General features: G+C 67.5%; 16 protein-coding genes and 3 pseudogenes. 7 read left to right on the top strand and 12 right to left on the bottom strand.

Annotation, left to right across the window (positions count from 1 at the left end):
- The first annotated feature begins 146 nt into the window (after nt 1–146).
- The 4 genes from ACFY1E_RS39405 (at nt 147) to ACFY1E_RS39420 (ending at nt 3115) form a co-directional block, all read left to right on the top strand.
- Entirely contained in the window at nt 147–362 is a 216-nt protein-coding gene (locus ACFY1E_RS39405; RefSeq protein ID WP_389085189.1) for a hypothetical protein, read from the top strand.
- Nucleotides 359–910, top strand: coding sequence for an RNA polymerase sigma factor (locus ACFY1E_RS39410; RefSeq protein ID WP_389085192.1), 552 nt, complete (start codon nt 359–361; stop codon nt 908–910). The genes ACFY1E_RS39405 and ACFY1E_RS39410 overlap by 4 nt, the downstream gene beginning before the upstream one ends.
- Nucleotides 907–1914, top strand: coding sequence for an RNA polymerase sigma factor SigF (locus ACFY1E_RS39415; RefSeq protein WP_389085194.1), 1008 nt, complete (start codon nt 907–909; stop codon nt 1912–1914). The genes ACFY1E_RS39410 and ACFY1E_RS39415 overlap by 4 nt, the downstream gene beginning before the upstream one ends.
- Before the next feature lie 289 nt (nt 1915–2203).
- Nucleotides 2204–3115, top strand: a complete 912-nt coding sequence (locus tag ACFY1E_RS39420) for a hypothetical protein (protein ID WP_389085196.1) — start codon at nt 2204–2206, stop codon at nt 3113–3115.
- 203 nt (nt 3116–3318) lie between these two features.
- Here ACFY1E_RS39420 and ACFY1E_RS39425 read toward each other — a convergent pair whose 3' ends face one another.
- Nucleotides 3319–3528, bottom strand: coding sequence for a hypothetical protein (locus ACFY1E_RS39425; RefSeq protein ID WP_389085199.1), 210 nt, complete (start codon nt 3526–3528; stop codon nt 3319–3321).
- Nucleotides 3529–3702: 174 nt separating this feature from the next.
- Nucleotides 3703–3789, bottom strand: a pseudogene (locus tag ACFY1E_RS39430) (hypothetical protein); the annotation flags it as partial.
- 96 nt (nt 3790–3885) lie between these two features.
- Between ACFY1E_RS39430 and ACFY1E_RS39435 the strand changes: the two are divergent.
- Complete coding sequence (locus ACFY1E_RS39435; RefSeq protein ID WP_389085201.1) at nt 3886–5037, top strand: hypothetical protein; 1152 nt, start codon at nt 3886–3888, stop codon at nt 5035–5037.
- Between the two features lie 60 nt (nt 5038–5097).
- On the opposite strand, the gene ACFY1E_RS39440 is transcribed toward ACFY1E_RS39435, so the two are convergent.
- The 8 genes and pseudogenes from ACFY1E_RS39440 to ACFY1E_RS39475 form a co-directional block, all read right to left on the bottom strand.
- Nucleotides 5098–7317, bottom strand: a complete 2220-nt coding sequence (locus tag ACFY1E_RS39440) for a S8 family peptidase (RefSeq protein WP_389085204.1) — start codon at nt 7315–7317, stop codon at nt 5098–5100.
- Between the two features lie 20 nt (nt 7318–7337).
- Nucleotides 7338–8480: an AAA family ATPase gene (locus ACFY1E_RS39445; RefSeq protein WP_389085206.1), complete on the bottom strand. Its 1143-nt coding sequence runs from the start codon at nt 8478–8480 to the stop codon at nt 7338–7340.
- Nucleotides 8481–8716: 236 nt separating this feature from the next.
- Nucleotides 8717–9877 (bottom strand): Helicase associated domain protein, encoded by a 1161-nt coding sequence (locus ACFY1E_RS39450; RefSeq protein WP_389085208.1) that lies wholly within the window; start codon nt 9875–9877, stop codon nt 8717–8719.
- Between the two features lie 204 nt (nt 9878–10081).
- On the bottom strand, nt 10082–10618 hold the full coding sequence (locus ACFY1E_RS39455; RefSeq protein WP_389085211.1) for a hypothetical protein: 537 nt from the start codon (nt 10616–10618) through the stop codon (nt 10082–10084).
- 887 nt (nt 10619–11505) lie between these two features.
- Nucleotides 11506–12807 (bottom strand): cytochrome P450, encoded by a 1302-nt coding sequence (locus ACFY1E_RS39460; RefSeq protein WP_389085213.1) that lies wholly within the window; start codon nt 12805–12807, stop codon nt 11506–11508.
- A complete protein-coding gene (locus ACFY1E_RS39465) occupies nt 12782–13774 on the bottom strand; it encodes a PDR/VanB family oxidoreductase (protein WP_389085216.1) in 993 nt (330 codons plus the stop codon). The genes ACFY1E_RS39460 and ACFY1E_RS39465 overlap by 26 nt, the downstream gene beginning before the upstream one ends.
- Nucleotides 13775–13849: 75 nt before the next feature.
- Nucleotides 13850–14593 carry an IclR family transcriptional regulator gene (locus ACFY1E_RS39470; RefSeq protein ID WP_389085218.1) on the bottom strand — a complete coding sequence of 248 codons (744 nt, stop codon included), beginning with the start codon at nt 14591–14593 and terminating at the stop codon, nt 13850–13852.
- A 346-nt stretch (nt 14594–14939) separates the two neighbouring features.
- Nucleotides 14940–15197, bottom strand: a pseudogene (locus ACFY1E_RS39475) (3-oxoadipyl-CoA thiolase); the annotation flags it as partial.
- An 80-nt stretch (nt 15198–15277) separates the two neighbouring features.
- Between ACFY1E_RS39475 and ACFY1E_RS39480 the strand changes: the two are divergent.
- Nucleotides 15278–15385: pseudogene (locus ACFY1E_RS39480) on the top strand (LysR family transcriptional regulator); the annotation flags it as partial.
- Nucleotides 15386–15638: 253 nt separating this feature from the next.
- Nucleotides 15639–15770 carry a muconolactone Delta-isomerase family protein gene (locus ACFY1E_RS39485; protein ID WP_389085221.1) on the top strand — a complete coding sequence of 44 codons (132 nt, stop codon included), beginning with the start codon at nt 15639–15641 and terminating at the stop codon, nt 15768–15770.
- Between the two features lie 21 nt (nt 15771–15791).
- Here the strand turns inward: ACFY1E_RS39485 and ACFY1E_RS39490 are convergent, their stop codons facing one another.
- Nucleotides 15792–17804 carry an FAD-dependent oxidoreductase gene (locus ACFY1E_RS39490; protein ID WP_389085223.1) on the bottom strand — a complete coding sequence of 671 codons (2013 nt, stop codon included), beginning with the start codon at nt 17802–17804 and terminating at the stop codon, nt 15792–15794.
- A gap of 86 nt (nt 17805–17890) precedes the next feature.
- Nucleotides 17891–19705 carry a fatty acid--CoA ligase FadD11 gene (fadD11, locus tag ACFY1E_RS39495; RefSeq protein ID WP_389085226.1) on the bottom strand — a complete coding sequence of 605 codons (1815 nt, stop codon included), beginning with the start codon at nt 19703–19705 and terminating at the stop codon, nt 17891–17893.
- Nucleotides 19706–19707 lie beyond the last annotated feature (2 nt).

Raw genomic sequence — 19707 nt, forward strand, 5'->3', positions numbered from 1 at the left:
ATCGTCACCGTTCCGGTGCGGTCCAAGGGGTCCCACGCTCCGCTCCGACGATGTGCCGACCCTCTGTCCAGCGGGGCGTGTACACGTTTTCGGCGCCCGATTCCTCTACTCGGTGACAGCGCACCGAGCCTCGGGAGGCTAACGCCGTGACAGAGCAGTGGAGTTGGGTGATAGTGGGCACTGGGGCGGCTACTGCGGGCGCTGCCGTCCAGGCCTGCGGATACCTGCTGAGGGAGCGGGTGCGTGCCCGGGCGATGGCCCGGATGGCGCGCGCACTGTCCGTCCGAGGGGGGATGGCCGAGGTGAGCGACCAGGACGGCACCGCATGGAGCGTCCGCCTGGACGCACAGGATCCTCAATGACGGCCCCGCCGGAGGAGCAGTTCGACGCCCTGTTCCGCCAGTGGTACCGGCCCCTTCTGGCGCAGGCGATCTTCGTCTCCGGAGGGCGCCGTACCTTGGCCGACGACGCAGTGCAGGAGGCCTTTCTTCAGTGCTGGCAGCGTTGGAACGCACCTCACCTGGAGCCGGTCCGGGCTTGGCCGGCCTGGCTGCGTACCACCGTCGTGCGCGAGGTGCTGCGGCTGCAGAAGGATGCAGGCTCGGTCGGCTTCGACACCGAGCATCATGACCGGGCCGCGGCGGAGGTGGACCTGGCATCGTTGATGGATGCGCGCGGCGCCTACCGCACCGTGCTGGAGCGCATCGTGTCCCTCAGCGACAAACAGCGCGAAGTGATGGGCCGCTGCGCGATTGCCGGACAGCCGCTGGGGGATGCCGCGAAGGAGATGCGCATCCAGGTGGCGACGGCGCGCGTGCATCTGCACCGTGCCCGCCAGGCGCTGGAAGATGTACGCAGCCAGCTGCATGAGTTGGGCGTGATCGACACGGGCGAGGGGAGGCAGCGATGACCGGCCACCACGACGAGGACAATGCAGCCGCACTGTCTGCAGGAGCGGTGCGTCGAGGGCGGGAAGCAGTGATGGCCGACCACCACGACGAGGACGATATTGCCGCGCTGCGCGAAACCCTGATGGCCAGTGAAGGACCGATCGGAGCGCTCGTGGCCACGGCCCACGACGTCGAGTCCGCGCTCGCCAGGGTCAAGCGGCGGACCCAGACGCAGCCCGCCCCCCAGTCGGCCCACCGCACTCCGCCCGCAGCAGACCGCAGCAACGCGCGAGCGATGTTCCTGCAACTGCGCGCCCTGAACGACGGCAGCCCGGAGTACGCGGAGCTGCGCAACAAGCTGGTCCGTATGCACCTGCCGCTCGTCGAGCATCTCGCGCGCCGCTTCCGCAACCGCGGCGAGCCGCTGGACGACCTCACCCAGGTCGCCACCATCGGCCTGATCAAGTCCGTGGACCGCTTCGACCCGGAGCGCGGCGTCGAGTTCTCGACGTATGCGACCCCGACGGTCGTCGGCGAGATCAAGCGGCACTTCCGCGACAAAGGCTGGGCAGTGCGCGTCCCGCGGCGCCTGCAGGAACTGCGCCTCGCGCTCACCACGGCCACCTCAGCGCTCTCGCAGGCGTACGGCCGACCGCCCACGGTCCACGAGCTGGCCGAGAAGCTGGCGATCTCGGAGGAGGAGGTCCTGGAGGGCCTGGAGTCCGCCAACGCGTACTCGACGCTGTCGCTGGACGTCCCCGACACCGACGATGAATCCCCAGTGGTTGCGGACACCCTGGGAGTTGAGGAGGCGGCACTCGAGGGCGTCGAGTACCGCGCGTCCCTCAAGCCGTTGCTGGAGGACCTCCCACCCCGGGAGAAGCGGATCCTGCTGCTGCGTTTCTTCGGCAACATGAGCCAGTCGCAGATCGCGCAGGAGGTCGGCATCTCTCAGATGCACGTCTCCCGGCTACTGGCGCGCACGCTGGCCCAGCTGCGGGAGAGGCTTCTTGTGGAGGAGTGAACTGCCTTACGTGGAACCTTCCGTGCCCGCGGTCCGAGAGGGCGCAACTCTTCGAGGGGATCAGCCGCGTGGGCTGTATTCCAGGCAAGATCGTCGCGTCGGGCGGAACTCAGAGGAAGAGCGGCCTAGCGTCGTAGTGCCCTGCTCCGACAGGACGGCAGGGCGCGGGCAGCCCTCCACCATGCGCCCTGGTGAGGGCCGCCCCACCTGATGCCGAATCGAGCAGGCGGCCCTTCCACGCCCCCGAAAATCTCGGTAGGTGTCAGGGGGCGGAGCTACGGTTCGCTTCATGTTCAGAAGTGGCCGTAAGAAGCAACGTGATCCGCTGGCGGCGGATCCCCGGCGATCGGTGGGTGAGGCCCTCGTTGAGGACGTCCCCGAGCACTTGGAGATTCCCCTGCGGCGATGGGTCATGGAGATCCTCCAAGACGACGAGGACAACGCTCAGAGGGTCGCTTTGCATCTGCGGCTGCGCGTGGACACCGGCCGGCACGAGTACTCGCCTGCCAAGTTCCTAGCGAGCCGCACCACCGGCAAGCAACTGCTCGACGTCATCGACGCGATGCTGAGCTTCAGCGCACCGCCCGAGCCGGAGCCTGGCAGCCCGCGGGCCTACAGGTCGAGTGGCTACGCGGACGGCAACGCCGATCGAAACAGGGCCATCGCCGCTCTGCAGGACATGCTGACGCTCGGGGGCTCTGCCTACCGCGTGAATGATGCTCGTACTGGCCTTGAGCTTCGGGTCAACACCACGGCTCAGCAGGCCGTGGCCGGCGCGCTCGCCGCGTCGCGTACGCCGAGCAGCGGGTCTGCCGCCGATCACCTGGCGGCGGCTTGGAAGTGTGTGTACGGGCGCGACCCGGATTCCTCCAAGGCGTACAGCGAAGCGATCAAGGCGGTGGAGTCAGCCGCTCAGGCTCTCGTTGAGCCGAACAATGCCAAGGCGACCCTTGGGACGATGCTGGGTGTCATGCGCAACTCGCCGCAGCGGTTCGCCACGGCGATTCCGGCGGCCGGCAGCGCGGACGATATCGAGCTGGTAGCGGACATGATGCGGCGTTTGTGGCAAGGACAGACCTCTCGGCACGGCTCGCAGAGCCTCACGCGGCTCGAAACCCAGCAGGAGGCGGAGATGGCGGTCCACTTGGCCACCACACTGGTGCAGTGGTTCGCAGCCGGGCTGATCCACCGCGTCCCCTAGGTACCGCCCTGATTGCGGCGATCTAGGGACCCGGGTACCTGGTCGCCCCGCGGCTGGTCGGAAACGAGCCGTCCGGTCATGCGCAGGCGCTGCCGGCGGGTGCTCTGGGCCGAGGACTGGGCTCCGCAAGTCGTTCCCGCCAACCCGGCAACAGCGGGTGCGCGTTGCGGCCTGCGGCCGGATCTGGAAGCTGAAGGCTCTGGTCAGAGGTCGCTGTCGGTGAGGCTTCCGCGGTGTGCCAGGTCCTCGGCCGTACAGCCGCGCCGCTGTGCCAGGGCCTGGAAGGCTTCACACTCGCGCTGCGAGGCCAGGGCCCGTTCGGCTGCCGTACGGCGGATGTATTCATCCGGGGACACTCCCAGGGCGGACGCATGGGCGGCGATGGCATCCCGCTCACCGGGGGTGAAATCCACAAAGGCCTCCTGAGGCTGGCCAGTTCGCTCGGCGGGAACCAGGCACCGGCATGCCCGCGCCGACTCTGACGCTATCGCGCTGCTGCGCGCCGGAGCCATACTGCGGCGGTCCTCGCACGGAGGCACGCGCTGCCTTACGGAAACAGCCGGAGGGGCAGAAGGCCCGACGGTCGTTCAGCGGGCGGGGTTCCACAGACGGATCGTCTGGTTGGCGCCGCTGCTGACCAGCAGGTTTCCGTTTGGGATGAAGACCGCCGAGTAGACGGCGCGGCGACGACCGGTGGGGCCACGCCCGACGGCCCGTGCACCCTGGTAATGCGTTGCCTAGCCAGCACCGTGCGTCGCATCATCACACCCATGAGTGATCCTTCCCGCAGCCCCAACCCGGGCACAGGCCTGCTCGGCCCGAACTACGCCCGCCGCAACCAGCCCAGCGCCACCACGGACATCGAGGAGGAGGGACGGTGGGTGGCTGTCGACGAATCGGGGTGGGACGGGGACCAACTGCATGGCGAGCAGCGCAGCCGCTACCTGTCGATCGGATCAGTCGCCATCAGTGACGCCGACGCCGAGCCCATCGTGGACGAGATCCGCACCGCCACCCGCCTGCAAGCACCCGAGCTGAAGTTCTCCAAGGTCTTCGCCGGACCGAAGAATGGCCAGCGGCGCTTGGTTTTGTCCGCGCTGCTGGCACCGGGCGGTGCCTTGCACGAGAGGGCATCGGTCTATCTGATCGACAAGCATTACTTCGTCGTGGGCAAGCTGATCGACTTGTTCGTCGAGGAACAGGCCTACAAGCAGGGACGCAACCTCTACAAAGCCGGCCGTGCACGCAAGATGGCCCGCAGCTTGTTCGACGAGGGGCCGCGTGCCCTGGGACCGGCGCTCTTCGACCGACTGTTGTCGTCCACCGTTGCCTTCACCTCACAAAAGAACCGGGACCAGCAGGTCACAGTCGATGATTTCTATGAGGTCGTGGAGGAAGCCTGGGCTCGTTCCCGCCGCCGCAACGTCACCGAAGCCTTGGCACTGCTGCGCACCACCCGGCAGGAAGCCACCGAATACGTCCAGGATGCACATGGGCCGGACGCGATTCTCCCGCAGGCACTGGAACCTCTCATCCCGGCCGTTTCTGCGATCACCGCAAACTGGTCCCGAAAACTGGGCAGGGTCAACATGCTGGTGGACGACCAAAGAGCCCTGTCCGATGCGAACCTTGACGACATCGAGAGGGAAGCACGTGACCGCGGGCATCCCGACTTCCGCCACCTGTCCAGGGGAGTGCACCTGGGGCACCTGCTGCGAGGGCAGTCCACACAGCACCCATCACTGCAGCTCGCGGACCTGATCTCGGGCGCCGGATTTTCCGTGGCGCAGCGCCACAATGGGCTCGCCAACCCCGCCGGAGAAGACCTGTATCCCGTTGTGGTGCCTCTCATCGACGAGGCAGGCATGCTTCCACACGACGAGCCTGCCCGCGTAGCCCGCCCCTCTTCTCCAGTCGCCTGAGCTTCGGTATTGCGAGGGTCGTAAACGGCCCCGGAGGCGGAGCGGGGCGATGCGCTGTTGTCAGGGGCGAAGGGGGATGGGGATGGCGATGACGGGTTGCAGGATCTCGAGTCGGGCTGCGTAGGTGCGGACGACCTGGTCGTAGAGGTCAGGTACGGCCGGCGCCTTCAGCGTGACGACCAGGGCGTAGGACACTTCTGGGTCGGTGTCCGATGGGAGGTCGTCCAGGCGGAAGACGTGGCGCACGTCGAAGGCTGGCCGCTTGAGGCGGTCTGCCTTGAAGACGGCCGTCTTGTGTTTGACGGTCTCCCACTTGTGGGCGTCCGCGCGCAGTTCCTGTTCGGTCATGTAGTCGCGGGCCTGGAAGAACGGCTCGGATTTGGGCACGTTCCCGGACGGGTTGAGCCGCTCCATGTGGGGACGGAAGAAGGGCTCGAACGCGCTGGTGGTGTAGTTGCGCGGTGCCCGTGGGTCGGTGGGGCAAGCGATGCAGTACGTCGCGGTGATCTGCACGTTCCCTGCGGTCACCGATTCGGGCAGCGGCAGGAACATGCGCACGGTCTGCTTGGGGGCCAGCTTTCCCTGGTAGACGACGCGGGCAGTGTGGGGCGGGCAGACGACGTAGTCCTCCAGCGTGGTGGGCAGCCGGCCCCAGCCTCGTTCGGAGGTGTCCTGCTCGTTGTCCTCCGCGCAGTGGACGAGCAGGGCTTTCAAAGCGAGCGGGGTAAGGACGGGACCGAAGTGCGCCCGGATGCCAGCCGCCATCCGCAGGGCGCTGGGCGCGGCGAAACTGGTGCCGAGCGACATCGGCGGCGCCTGCTGGCCGTACGGTGCGGCGAAGAAGAACGGTTCCTTGTGGTCCCCGCCGAAGCTGAGCACATCGGGCTTGACCATGCCGGGGCAGCGCCCCGGGCCCAGAGCGCTGTACGAGGCGCGCCGCCATGAGGGGCGCGTGGAGTCGGCCGCACCGACCGAGAGGGCGTTGACACTGTCGGAGGGCACCTGTATGCGTGCGTTGCCGGAGGGCTGGTCCAGGGCGCCGTTGTTGCCCGCGGCGATGGTCAGCAGGCGTTTGCCGTCGGAGAGCCATGAGTCCAGCAGCGCGGTCCAGGGATGGATTTCGTCATCTTCGATGGGCAGGTCGGGACCGAGGCTGAGATTGACGAGTTCGTGTGGGTTCTCCCGCAGCACCGTGTCGACGCGGTCCAGGGTCCGGTAGAGGGCGAGACCGTCTTCGGGATCTTGGTCGACGACGCGGAAGTGGTCGACGGTGCCGAAGGGGCGCGGTGCCGTCTGTCCGGGGACGAGGGGCCCGAACAGGGCTGCTGAGGTCACGTTGTGGCCGTGATCGAGGTAGTCACCGGCGGCGGCACCGATGCCGGGCGCCTCGTATGAGCGTGCCCATGGGGCCATCGGGCCGTCCTCGGGGAGGCCTCCGTCGAGGACGGCCATCTTCACTTCGGGGTCGACTGCTTCGGTGTTGGGCAGGGCCGGGGCTTTGAGACCGGTGGCCGTTGTGGCGCGCTCGACGGGGTGGAAAGCCCTAAGCTTCGGCATGGGCCGGATCACACGGGCAAACGCGAACTGGGCCAGCTGGTCGAGGGCTTCGCGATCCAGCCGCACCGGGACGAAGGCGATTCCCTGCAGGCGTAGGGCGTGGGTGACCTCGGCAGTGCCGCCGAGGGAGTCGACGTAGTCGGCGAAGCCAGTGAGGACCTTGGAACGGATCCGGTGGGGCAGGTGCAGACCGACTTCCACGAGTGATCCTGCGGCCAGACGCGTCATGTTGCGCTGCCGCTCACGAGGGGTGGGTGCGCGGAAGGACTCGACCTTCCGTAACTGATCGCCTCCTGGCAGCGGGCCGGCCGCCATGCGCTGGGCCCAGAGGGTGAACGCCGCCCGCCGGCCGGAGATGAACAGCTCGGCTGTCTCAGCGGCTGCGGGCGACCGCGACGGGTTGGTCCATTTCTCGGGCCGCACCGTGGCGTTGCGGGCGCCGACGTAGGACAGGCCCAGGTCGTCTAACAGCCGTTGGGGATGGTAGCTCTTGGCGATGAACTGCGGATGCATCGTCAGGACGCCGACGACCTGTCCGTCCGGGCAGGCCTGGGCGGGCAGCCGGGAAAAGTGCTGGACCGCCTCCCTTACTTGCGGGCGCAGACGCGTGCGGGCCTCGTCCTCGGTGTAGGGCAGCGGTGTCGAGCCTCCCCCCGGTGGCAGCGTGACTGCCTCAACGAGCCTTTCCCCATGGCCGAGTAAGAAGTTGTGCGGTCCGGGCACTGGCTGCTCCCCCTCGAGATCTACCCCTCAGACTCCTGCCGCCGCATACGGTTTCGGATCGTGTCCCTGCTGATTCCTGACAGCTCGTGTACACGCCGTTGCGACATGTGATCAGATTGCACCAGATCCACTGCCAACCGCACCCTCTCTGCAAAGGGCAATTGCCGTACCTGCTCGCCACAGACACGCAGAAGCGCCTCGCCGACCGGCTGATCGGACAAGGCGGCGCGGCGTCGTGCAGTCATCACCACACGATGAGCCTCCGAGTACGATGCACTCTGGGCGCTCAGTGCCTGGGCGATGGCGGTGAGGACATCGTCAGGAGCCTGGTCTTCGCAGTACTGCCCGAGGGCCTGCCGCAGCTGTGCTGCATCGGGCAGAGCGAAGTCGATCACCACCTCGAAGCGGCGCCAGACAGCGGGATCAAGCAGGGAACCATGGTTGGTGGCCGCCAGGAGCAGCGAGCTGGCTGGCCAGTCGTCAATCTCCTGCAACAGCACGGTGACCAGTCGCTTCAGCTCACCGACCTCGGCACCGTCATCCCGTCTCTTGGCGACCGTGTCGAGCTCGTCCAGCAAGAGGATCGAGGGGCTGGCCTTCGCATAGTCGAGGACCTTGCGAATGTTGCCGCCGGTCCGTCCCAGGTAGCTGCTCATGACGGACGACAGATCGAGGACAAGGAGAGGCAGGTTCAGGCGGCTGGCAATCCACCGCGCCACCAGCGTTTTGCCGACTCCAGGGGGCCCCACGAAGAGGGCGCTACTGCTCGGCGTCAAACCGGCCCGCACGAGACGGTCGCAGCCCAGACGTTCCTCGCAGAGCTGATCAACGGCCCCGCGGACGCCCGACGACAGCACAGGCGTCACCGACGGAGCCAGATGATCAGGGCGGATCAGGGGCACTCGGCTGTCCATGTCGAGCGGCAGCGGCGCGGCGTTGCCCATGCCGCGCAGCGGCGCATCCGCCGTCGGCGCTTCCCTCAGCAAGGACTGCAACGCCTCGGCAGTTGCCCGGTTGGTACGGCTGTAGCGTCTGGCCATGCGCTGCAGCAGGGTCTGAACATCCTGGCTGCGCCCGGCGAGCGCCATACGTGCAAGATGGACTAAATCATGCTCAACTGCTGTCATCTCGTCCGCCTGATGGCCATCCAAGGTCCTGGTCATAGGGGGAACACTAGTGACTGACGGGCGAGATATGCGCGACCAGGTCACCGCTAGTCCGTATCGATGCCTGGCCTGTCTTCACGAGGCGTCGTCAGCGTTGGATTGAGCATGGTCGGTCAGCGCGAAGCAGAGCTGGGCGTCTTGGCGATCAGCAGACAGCACGCCGTCCAACCCTTGCAGGCCATGCGTCGACCAGGAGTACACCACGCTCTTGGTGCACGCGGCTACGGATCTCTTTATGCAGGCAAGCCGATGTAGGCGCCCAGCCGTTGCTGCCAGATGGCGTCCTGTTCAGGCAGGACAGTGCGGCAGATTCGTTTGAGGGTGCCGTCGTCGCGCCAGCGAAGGAAGCGGCGTCGGCAGGCCTGGAAGGTGCCCAGAGCTGAGGGAAGTCGTGTCCACGCCTGTCCGGTGCAGGCGATGTGGACGATGGCTTCCAGGATTTGCCGATCACTGCGGGGGCGGCCGCCGGTGTGCGAGCGCGCGGGCAGCAGCCCGGACAGCGTTTGCCAGGCGACGTTGCTGATCCGCGGCTGCCACACCGGTATTTCGCCAGCCAGCGACAACAGCTCATCGACCAGAGACTGCTGCCGTGGTTGCAGCAGCGGTCGTCGCGCACTCTGCTCGCGCAGCGAGGCTGCGGCGTGCTCACCATTCGGTGCGGCGGCCCACCACTCAAGACCGTCAGGGAGCCCGGTCAGGTGGTGGTGGCAGGCCCACCACATACGCTGCCAGGCCACCGGCCAGGGCGGGTTCCACCACGCGTCGAGGGCCGTCAGATGGTGGCCCAGCCGGGTGGGCCGGCCAAGGCTGCGCTGGCGCTGACGCTGATTGCTGAGCCAGGTGCCCAGAGAGAAGCCGTCTACAGCAGTGGGCCGGGACACGGCGAGGTGGCCGTGACGGGCGGCATAAGCACGGGCGACAGTCAGGCCATCGGCGGTCGGACGCCGCCGTCCGGGCCAGGCGTGGAACCGTTCGACCTCGCCCGCAGTCAGGCCGAGCTCGGCCAGCAGCACCTGCTGACCCTCGTGCAGTTGATCGTAATGGGTGATCTGGTGGCGCAGCCACCGCTGAAGCCAGCGCGGCAGCCCGGTCAGGTTGTCGCCGCCGTGTACCGGCCCCTGCTCGTGCACGTGGGCGCGGGCCCGGTACCAGGCACGCTGCCAGTCGACGGGCCAGGGTGGGTTCCACCACACATCCAGCCGTCGAAGCTGCTCCGCCTGTTCCCTGGTCAGTGACGTCGCGTCGGCACGTCGGTTGGCCAGCCACCGCCCCAGATCAAACCCCTCCTGCACCCGGCCATCGGTGTGCGCGACGGCCAGATGCCCGAACCGCTGCACATGAAGACGGGCCTGCTCAAGGCCTTCGGCGAACAACTGCGCATGCCGCTGCTCCAAGCCCCGGCCGTGCCCGGCCCGCCGCGGCACCCTCAACTCTGCCCGCCAGCCTCTCTGCGCCGCCGGTTGGCCAGGTCCTGCCGCACCCGAATCCTCACGGATGCCTGGGCCTGCGCTCAGAGGGTCTACCAGCCGGCGCAGGCCCGTTCCTACTTCCACCGGCCGGTGCGCGCTGTGCACCCACCACAGCCCATACCGCCCCTGCTACGCAGGCGACCCCGCCGGGCGGCGCTGCTCACGTACCACCGCGTGAGCCCAGGACGCCAACGGCCCGCCATGGCCGTCCGCTTCCAGTTCAACCAGCCACTCCCGTCCCAGCCGCTTGCCCAAGGCGGCAGCAAGCCGCTCACCGCTGCCCCGGCCGCGCACCAGAGCCCCCGAACGGTTCTCAGCGACCAGCTGCTGCATCCGCGGGTCCAGCAGAGCTTGCGCCACCGCGACGACCTCCGGGAACATCACCACGTCCCGTACCAGCAGCCGCCACTGCTCAACGCCCCAGCCCGCCGGATCCGGACACCACCGGCGCGTAGCTGCCACCAGCTGCTCTAGGCGCGGCCCCCACACCCTCTCCCGCTCCCAGAACTCCTCCCGCCCCCACCACCCGCCCACCACCGCACGCGCTAGCCCGAACACCTCACGAGGCGCCGCGTCGGCCGCCTGCCCGATCCGCTCCACTCGATCCCACTGACGCTGCGCCCGGATCAACTCCATCACCAGATCCTCGGCATCAACGAATTCCACCGGATGTCCTTCGCCCACCTCCAGCAGCCACCGGCCATGCCGCGCACACAGCCGCCGCCACCGCGGCCGGTACGCCCAGACCGGCGCCCCACCGCTGCTACGCCGGGCTGCGCACAACCTGCAGCCGAACACCACCGGCCCCCACTCCGAAGCCGCCGACCGCCACCTCGCCCACCCCTGCCCGTCCTCGCCACGGCCAGCCAGCTGTGTCGGCCCTGCCGTCCAGGACGGCAACGCCCGCGCGAGATGGCCTGCTGGCACACGGCACCACCCGGCCAACTGCGCCTGCGCCACTGCGTCGAGGAGCACTTCACCGTCGGGACGCACACCATGCCTTTGATGCACGGGGTTTGCCCACTGCCACCACGCCGTCAGGTCGGTTACCTGCAACCGGTAGGCGGACGCCACCCGGTGCAGAAAAGACCACGTCGTTTCTCCTGGAAGGGGTGTCACCCGCAGGACTGCCTCCACAGCATCGATTTCCGCCCAATTCGCTCTTGCTTCCTGGCCGCTACGGCGTAACCCGGGCGTATCTACTACGTGCAGAGGTTGAGCGCGGCAAGGACCACCTCGGCGCACTCTTCGTGGTCGCAGCCAACCTCGCCGAACGCTTCTGGACCGTGATGAACCGCCAGATGCCCTACGTCATCTGCGACACCAACGCCTGTGCGGTTACCCCGAGTGAGGCGCAAGCGATCATCGCCGAACACTGGACCGTCCCACCCGAGGTCCGGTTCCGACACCGCAGCAAGAAGACGGGGAAGGCCCCCCGAACAGTCCCAGCGAGACCGTTGCTACGGGGCGGCCTTCCCCACCAACGACCCTCAGCGGCACCCGGCGCCCAGGTCAACAAGAGACCCGCTTGGCAGGGGATCCCCCATGGGGAATCAGCTCAGGTGGAACCGCAGGGGGATCGACTTCCACGCTCGGAGCGTGTTGTTGTGGTGACGTTCAGGCGTCTCAGCGATCTCGATGCGGCACACGCGGTCGAGAAGGGCGTGCAACAGCGCCTCGGCTTCGAGCCTAGCTACGTGCTGTCCCACACACTGGTGTATGCCCATGCCGAAGCCCACGTGCCCGGAGGGGTCTCGGGCGAGGTCGTACACGTCGGGGTTGTCCCAGCGGCGCGGGTCGCGGTTGGCGGCTCCGAGGAACATCAGTATCTTCCGTCCCTCCGGGATGGTGACGTCGCCGATCCGGACGTCTGTGGTGGCGGTGCGGAAGAACGTCTGTACGGGGGATTCCCAGCGAACGGCTTCGTCGAAGGCGACGCGGATGCGGTCGCGGTCGCCTCTGAGCGCGTCCCATTCATGCGGGTGGCTGGCGAAGGCGTGGAGAACAGCTGCGATGCCGTGCACGGTGGTGTCGACGCCTGCGGAGAGAAGTGAGCGGACGATGAGGGGTGCTTGCTCGTGAGTAATGTCGCCGCGGTCAGCCGCCGCCCAGATGGCCTCGCCGAACCCTCCGGCGGTCAGGGCGTCGCGGGCGCACTGGGCGATGACCCATGTGGAGATGTCGCCGATGCGGTCCGCGCCCTTCTGGACCAGGTCGTTGCTCGGACCGAAGGCGTTGAACAGGTGGTCGCCGTACGGCAGTAGGTTCTCGCGGCCTTCTTTTCCGATGCCTACTGCGTCGGGGAACACTCGGATCGGGAACGCGGCCGCCAGGTCGGCGTACCCGTCGATCTCCAGCACCTTGCCGGTCGCTCGTTCGGCCAGGTCACCGACCAGCTGCTCGGCGTCAGCCATCCAGCCGTCCCGGAGCTTTCGCAGGGCACGAACCGACAGGATCGAGGAGAGCACGACGCGTGGTGCGTCGTGGTGCGGCGGATCGCTCTCCAGCAGCAGGCTCGGCGGCCGCCATGGCTTCTCGTACTTGAAGTTGCTGAGGCCCACTCCTGCTGCGGACTGGAACGACTGCCAATCGACGAGCGCAGCCCGGACGTCGGCGTAGCGCCCCATCGCGAACACGTCGTAGCGGGACAGGTAGACGACCCGGCCGGCCCCACGCAGCTGCTCGTGGAACTCCGACGGGTCCTCGAGGATGTCGTGCCCGAACGGGTCGGCGTCGATTGTCGGAACGCCCCCAAGGCCGCCGAGTGGCTCCGAGGCTCCGAGCGGGAGCCGAGCAGCCTCTGGATTCGACGTAGTCATGACGCTCTCCTCACAGGTCCAGCACGAGTCGGTCACCGATGGAGCGCGACACACAGACGAACATGCAGTCACCGCTTTCCCGCTCGGCGTCGGAGAGGAGCGAATCGCGGTGGTCCGGCGCGCCTTCGAGGACGGTTGTCTCACAGGTTCCGCACGTGCCCTCCCGACACGAGGACAGAACGTTCACTCCGTGACGGTCGAGGGCGTCGAGAATCGACACATCGGGCTCGACCGTCACAGATCCGCCTGTCCTGGCGAGGTCGACGACGAACGGGGTCGTACGCGCCGGAGCGTCCTGTTCTTTCGGTACGAAGCGCTCGGTTCGCACTGCTCCGGCCGGCCACTCTTGCGTCGCCGCGGCCAGCGCATCCAGGAGGGGCGCGGGCCCGCAGCAGTACACCTTGCCGGTGCCGTGTTCGAAGTCCGTGAGTGCAGCGGCCAGGTCCAGCAGGCCGAACTCGTCTTGCGGGCACACCTGGACCCGATCTCCATAGGTCTGGAGCTCGGGCAGGTACGCCATCGAAGCGCGCGTACGTCCGCCGTAGAGCAGCTTCCAGCCGGCACCGAGTCGTTCAGCTGCAGCCACCATCGGGAGGATGGGAGTGATCCCGATGCCGCCCGCGATGAAGAGGTACCGGTCGGCCGGAACCAGGGCGAAGTTGTTGCGCGGGCCACCGACGCCAACAACGTCTCCTTCGGCGAGGTGGTCGTGAACCAGCGCGGAGCCTCCGCGGCCGGCGGGTTCACGGAGGACCGCGATTTGGTAGGTCGAGGCGTCCCATCGGTCGCCGCACAAGGAGTACTGCCGTGAGTACTGCGAGCCGTCGGGCGCGGTCAGCACAAGGTCGATGTGCGCTCCGGGCGCCCAGTCCGGCAGCCGCGCACCGTTGGGATCACGCAGCGTGAGCTGGGCGACCCCGTCGGCGACGATGCGTTTGGAGGCCACGACCAACGTCGTAGCGGTCGATGCGACCGCACGACCGGGCGAGAGTGCGATGGACATGCGCAGACTGTCGCTCGCCGGTGACCGGCGTCACCACCGCCATCCCATTGAATGGCAGCATCGTGGTGACCGCTGTCACTGCTCGTGATCGTCCAGTTTGGGCTGCTCCGCCGACGGGCCGACCAAGAGGCGGTGGGTTCCCCGTGCCGCAGCGAGCAGCGCGGGGATGTGTGAACGCGCGGCGTCGTCGTTCGGTACGACGACCGAAAGCGCTGCGATGACGCGGTTTCTGCTGTCCCGGATGGGGACGGCGACGCCGGTGGCGTCCGGGTGGAGGTAGCCGGGGCAGAATGCGTAGCCATCGTGTCGGATGCGGGCCAGTTCGGAACGCAGTGCTGCCTCGGTGGTGATGGTCGCGTCGGTGAAGCGCTCCATCGGAGAGTTCAGGATGCGCTCCTGCAGGGTGCGCCCAGCGTGTGCAAGCAGGACCAGTCCGGAGGAGGAGGCGTGGAGGGAGAGCCGTCCGGCGATGCGGGTGAAGTTGATGACCGAGCTGCGTGCACTCAGTCGTTCAATGAAGAGCACCTCGTCGTTTTGCAGCACACCTATCTGAACGTGGTGGCCGGTGACCGCGTGCAGGTCCTCCATGAACGGCAGAGCTGCCTCGCGCAGCCCTAGTGTGGGTGAGGCGCGCTGGCCGAGCTCCCACAGGCGGACACCAATGCGCACGTGACGGTGGGCATCGCGCCGCAACAAGCCCTGGTCGATGAGCTCGTCGACCATGCGCGAGGCGGTCGAAAGTGGGAGCTTGGCTCGCGTGGCGATCTGCGAGACCTGCAGCGCCGGGGTGTCTGGCCCGAACGCATCAAGGATGCGCACGACGCGTTCCAGGACCGACTCCCCAGAGGTAGATCTGGCCAACTTGCCCCTCCTCCACGAGCTACCTGAATACAGCCACACCGGCATACCTGGCCCCGCGTAACCGAACCGTCCACGGCCCCGCGTTCTCGGTGCCATCTGGACGTGGTCGGCGATCGGCTGCGGGGAGCCGGGCAATACGCTGGTTGGTGGGAGACGCTGAACGACCACGGGCCTCAGCGAGCAGCGCGGGGATTTGAACCTCAACCCTCTGGGTTGGATCGGCGCATTGCCGACCGCTACCAAACGTTGTGGGATGCGGCCGGATCCTCCGTGTTGACGAGGAGGAGTCCTCGCTGTCGGTTCCGACCGTGGTCGCGGGCACGCCGGTCGGCAGCCCTGCCAGCAGCGCCGCCATCCGGCCGACGTTGCGTTTCTCCTCCCCCGCACCGTTCGCGTTACCCCACACCACCTCCTCGACCGCGGCCGGGTCGAGGCCCGGCGTCTTCACGAGCAGCGACTCGATCAGCGCGGCGGCGAGATCGTCGGGGCGCACACCCGCCAGGGCGCCGTTGAACCGGCCGAACGGGGTCCGCACCGCGGCATAGAGAAAGGCACTGGCCAGCGACGTCATGACAACGACGGTAGACGCGATCAGCGATAGGGTGAAGTATCGATATCGGGTCAGATTGAGATGGTGGCCGTATGGATCTGCGGCACCTGCGCTACTTCGTCGCCGTCGCCGAGGAACGTCACTTGGGCCGCGCCGCCGACCGCTTCCACATGGCGCAGCCACCCCTGTCGCAGGCGATCGACGCACCCCGAAGAACCGCGGCCCGGACACCGTCGTATTCGGCGCGGCCTGCCGGCTGACCTCCCGGCGCGCCGGCAAGCTCCTCAACTTCCTCAACAAGAGCGACGACCTGCTCACCGAGCCGCTCCAGATCCATGGGTGAGCTCGCGGTGCGTCCCGAAGCGGGCCTGGGCGTGGAGATCGACCCCGGCAAGCTCGCCCGCTACCGCACCGACCGCTGAAGCGGGAGACACACGCTCTTCCACGCCCCGGATGGACGTCCGCTTCCCCCACGACCTCGACGCCGCGATGCGAGCCGAAATCGTGGCGCGCGAGAACACCTACGCACAGGATCTGCAGCGCGCCGGCAAGTGGCCGCACCTGTGGCGGATCGTCGGGGAATAGGCCAACATCTCCATCCTCGAGTCAGAGAGCAGCCGCGAGCCGGGTGCCCTGGTCGATTGCGCGCTTGGCATCCAGCTCGGCCGCGATGTCCGCTCCTCCGATGAGGTGCACCGGGATGCCGGCCGACTGCAGGGGGTCGTGGAGGTCCCGGTTGGGCTCCTGGCCGGTGCACAAGACGACGTTGTCGACCGCGAGCACCTGCTTCTCGTCACCGACGCGGTAGTGCAAGCCTTCGTCGTCGATGCGGTCGTACGTCACTCCTGCGATCATTTCGACGCCACGGTGCTTGAGTTCGGTGCGATGGATCCAGCCCGTCGTCTTGCCCAGCCCGGCACCGACCTTCGTCGACTTTCGCTGCATGAGCGTGACATACCGAGGGGATGGTGACCGGAGCGGAGCCTTGAGTCCACCAGCGTCTCGCTGGTCGGGGTCGACTCCCCACTGGGCCAGGAACTCGGGGACGTTCGTGCTGAGGTCTCGTCCGCTGTCGGTGAGGTACTCGGCCACATCGAAGCCGATTCCACCTGCGCCGAGAATCACAACTCTCCTACCCACGGGCTGCTTGTCGCGCAGCAAGTCGAGATAGCCCAACACCATCGGATGATCGATGCCCGCGATGTCCGGCGTTCTGGGACGAACTCCCGTCGCGAGGACGACCTCGTCGTAGCCGAGCAGGTCCGTGGCGGAGACCATCGCCCCCAGCCGGAGCGCGACGCCAGTGGCGTCGATCCGGTGCCGGAAATAGCGGAGGGTCTCATCGAACTCCTGCTTGCCAGGTACCTGGCGCGCCACGTTCAGCTGACCGCCGATGACATCGGCGCTGTCGTACAACTCCACCTGGTGGCCCCGCTCGGCTGCGGCCGTTGCGGCGGCGAGTCCCGCTGGGCCGGCGCCGACCACGGCGACTCGCTTCGTCCGCCGCGTCGGCCCGAGAACGATCTCCGTCTCGTGGCACGCGCGAGGATTGACCAGGCAAGAGGTGACCCTCCCGGCGAAGGTGTGGTCGAGGCAGGCCTGGTTACAGCCGATGCAGGTGTTGATGGTGTGCGCGCTTCCGTTGGCCGCCTTGCTGACGAAGTTCGGGTCGGCCAGGAACGGGCGGGCGAGGGACACCATGTCGGCGTATCCACCGGCGAGCAGCTCCTCCGCCTTGTCCGGTGTGTTGATCCGGTTGCTCGTCACCAGTGGCACCTCCACGGCGCCCATGAGGCGCTTGGTGACCCAGGCGTACGCAGCGCGGGGTACCGACGTGGCGATTGTCGGGATGCGGGCCTCGTGCCAGCCGATTCCCGTGTTGATGATGGTCGCTCCCGCCGACTCGACAGCCTTGGCCAGAGTGACGACCTCGTCAAACGTCGACCCGTCCGGGACCAGGTCCAGCATCGACAGTCGGTAGATCAGGATGAACTCGGGCCCGACTGCCTCGCGCACCGCGCGGACGACTTCGACCGGGAAGCGCATTCGATTCTCGTAGCTGCCGCCCCACCCATCGGTGCGCTGGTTGGTGCGCCGGACGATGAACTGATTGATCAGGTAGCCCTCGGAGCCCATGATCTCAACACCGTCGTACCCGGCCTGCTTGGCCAGTGCGGCGCAGGTCGCAAAGTCCGCGATCGTCTGCTCCACCTCAGCGGAACTGAGTTCGCGGGGCAGGTAGTCGCTGATGGGCGCCTGGATCGGGCTGGGCGCGACCACGCCGTGATGGTGGCCGTACCTGCCAACGTGCAGGATCTGCATCGCGATCCGTCCACCAGCCTGGTGGACGGCCTCAGTGATCAAGCGGTGTCGATTGATCTCGTCGGCCGTGGTGAGCTTGGAGCCTCCTGCAACCGGCAACCCGGCTTCGTTCGGCGCGATGCCCCCGGTGACGATCAGACCGACGCCCCCTCGGGCCCTCTCGGCGTAGAACGCCGCCATCCGCTCGAAGCCGTGCTCGACCTCCTCAAGCCCCACGTGCATGGAGCCCATCAGTACTCGGTTCGGCAGACACGTGAATCCAAGGTCGACGGGTGCGAGAAGGTGGGGATAGGACATGCGGAACTCCATTTCGAAAGCGCCCATTCGGCTGGCCGAGGACGTCAGAGGCCGAGGTCGCGGCCGCTCAGCTTGGGGCGGTCGCCTCAGCTCGTCGGTTCGAGTACTCCGGGGCCGGGTGTTGCGGAATAGAGCTCGGCGATCTCGGCGGCGTACTTTTGAAGGATCGGCTTCCGCCGCAGCTTCATGGTGAGCGTGAGCTCGCCGCCACCCGGCTCCCAGAAGGTGGGCAGGATCCGGAACCGTTTGATCTGCTCGACCCGGGACAGTTTCGCGTTACCGGCAGAGACGCCGGCGCGGATCGCGGCGACGACCTCGGGATCTTCGGCGAGTGCCTTGGCCGACGCGTCCGGCAGACCTCGGCGCGCGGCGTACGCGGCGGCACCCTCGGCGTCGAGGGTGACCAAGGCCGTCATGTACGGGCGAGCGTCGCCGATGCTGATGACTACGCCGGCCAGGGGCGTGGCAGCCTTGATGACGTTCTCGACGTTGGCCGGTGAGATGTTCTTCCCGCCCTCGGTGATGATCAGCTCCTTCTTGCGGTCGATGATCGTGAGGTAGCCGTCGCCGTCCATCGTCACCACGTCGCCGGTCGTCAGCCATCCGTCCGGGTCGAAGGCCTCGGCGGTCTTGGCGGGCTCCTTGCGATAGCCCTTCATCACCAGCGGCCCGCGGACCAGCAACTCTCCGTCGTCGGCGATCCGGGCCTCCATGCCGGGGACGATCTTGCCGATGGTCCCGAGCCGGTGCTCGGCCGGCGGCACGACGCTGCAGATGCACGAGAGCTCCGACATCCCCCAGATCTCGGTGATCGGCACCCCAAGACCGCCGAAGAACGCGAGCGTCTCAGCCGGGATGGGAGCGGCCCCCGAGATAGCCCACTTCAGTTGATCGAAGCCGAGTTTGGCCCGCACCGACGACAGCACGGCGGCGTCGGCCTTGGCGTACTCCGCAGCCAACTCGTCGGAGACCGGCTCGCCGGCGAGGTCCGCCCGCGCCTTGCGGGACGCGACGGCAAAGGCCCACTGCATGTCTTGACGGCGTTGTTCGTCGGGCTCGGTGGCGACGATGTTCTCGGTGGCTGCCTTGAGTTTCTCCCACACCCGCGGCACGGCGCCCCAGATGGTCGGCCGGCAGTCGCGGAGGGCGGCGGCAATCTGGCGCGGGTCGGGTACGACGGTGATCTGGATGCCAGCCCACATCTGCAAGTAGAGCGCGCTGAACCGGTCGGCGATGTGCGCCGACGGGAGGAAAGACGTGATCCGGTCCCCGAACTCGGCAGGGAGCACGGACGTCACCGCGGCGCACTCGAAGGCGATGTTGGAGTGCGTCATCTCGACGCCCTTGGGGTTGCCGGTCGTGCCTGAGGTGTAGATGAGCGTGACGACGTCGTCGGGCTGCACCGCCTGCCAGGTCGCCTCGAAGTCGAAGGTGGTGTTGGCAGATCCGCGCGCCATCAGGTCGTCGAGGGTGATCGCGCCGTCGACGGGTTCGTCGAGCACGATGAGGTGGTCGATCGGGACTCGGGAGGCGCGGATCACCTCGACGTACTGTGGCTCGCACACGACAACCTTGTTGCCGGCATTGGAGAGGACGTACTCCAGCTGCTCGGCTGCCAAGGTGTTGTAGACGGAGAACGACGTCGCGCCGAGGTGCTGTACCCCGACATCGACCGGATAGAACTCGATCCGGTTGGACATCATCAGAGCCACTGTGTCACCCCGCGCCACGCCGAGGCTGTCCAGGCCTGCCGCCACGAGGCGGACATGGTGGGCGTACTCGCCCCAGGTCAGGGTCTGGGAGCCGCCGACATTGCGCACGGCAACGGCGTGGGGATCGATGACAGCGATTCTCTGGAACGCCTCACAAAGTGTGGTGGGCTGGGTTGCGCGCCATGTCATAG

The sequence above is a fragment of the Streptomyces sp. NPDC001604 genome (assembly GCF_042893475.1).
Lineage (GTDB): Bacteria > Actinomycetota > Actinomycetes > Streptomycetales > Streptomycetaceae > Streptomyces.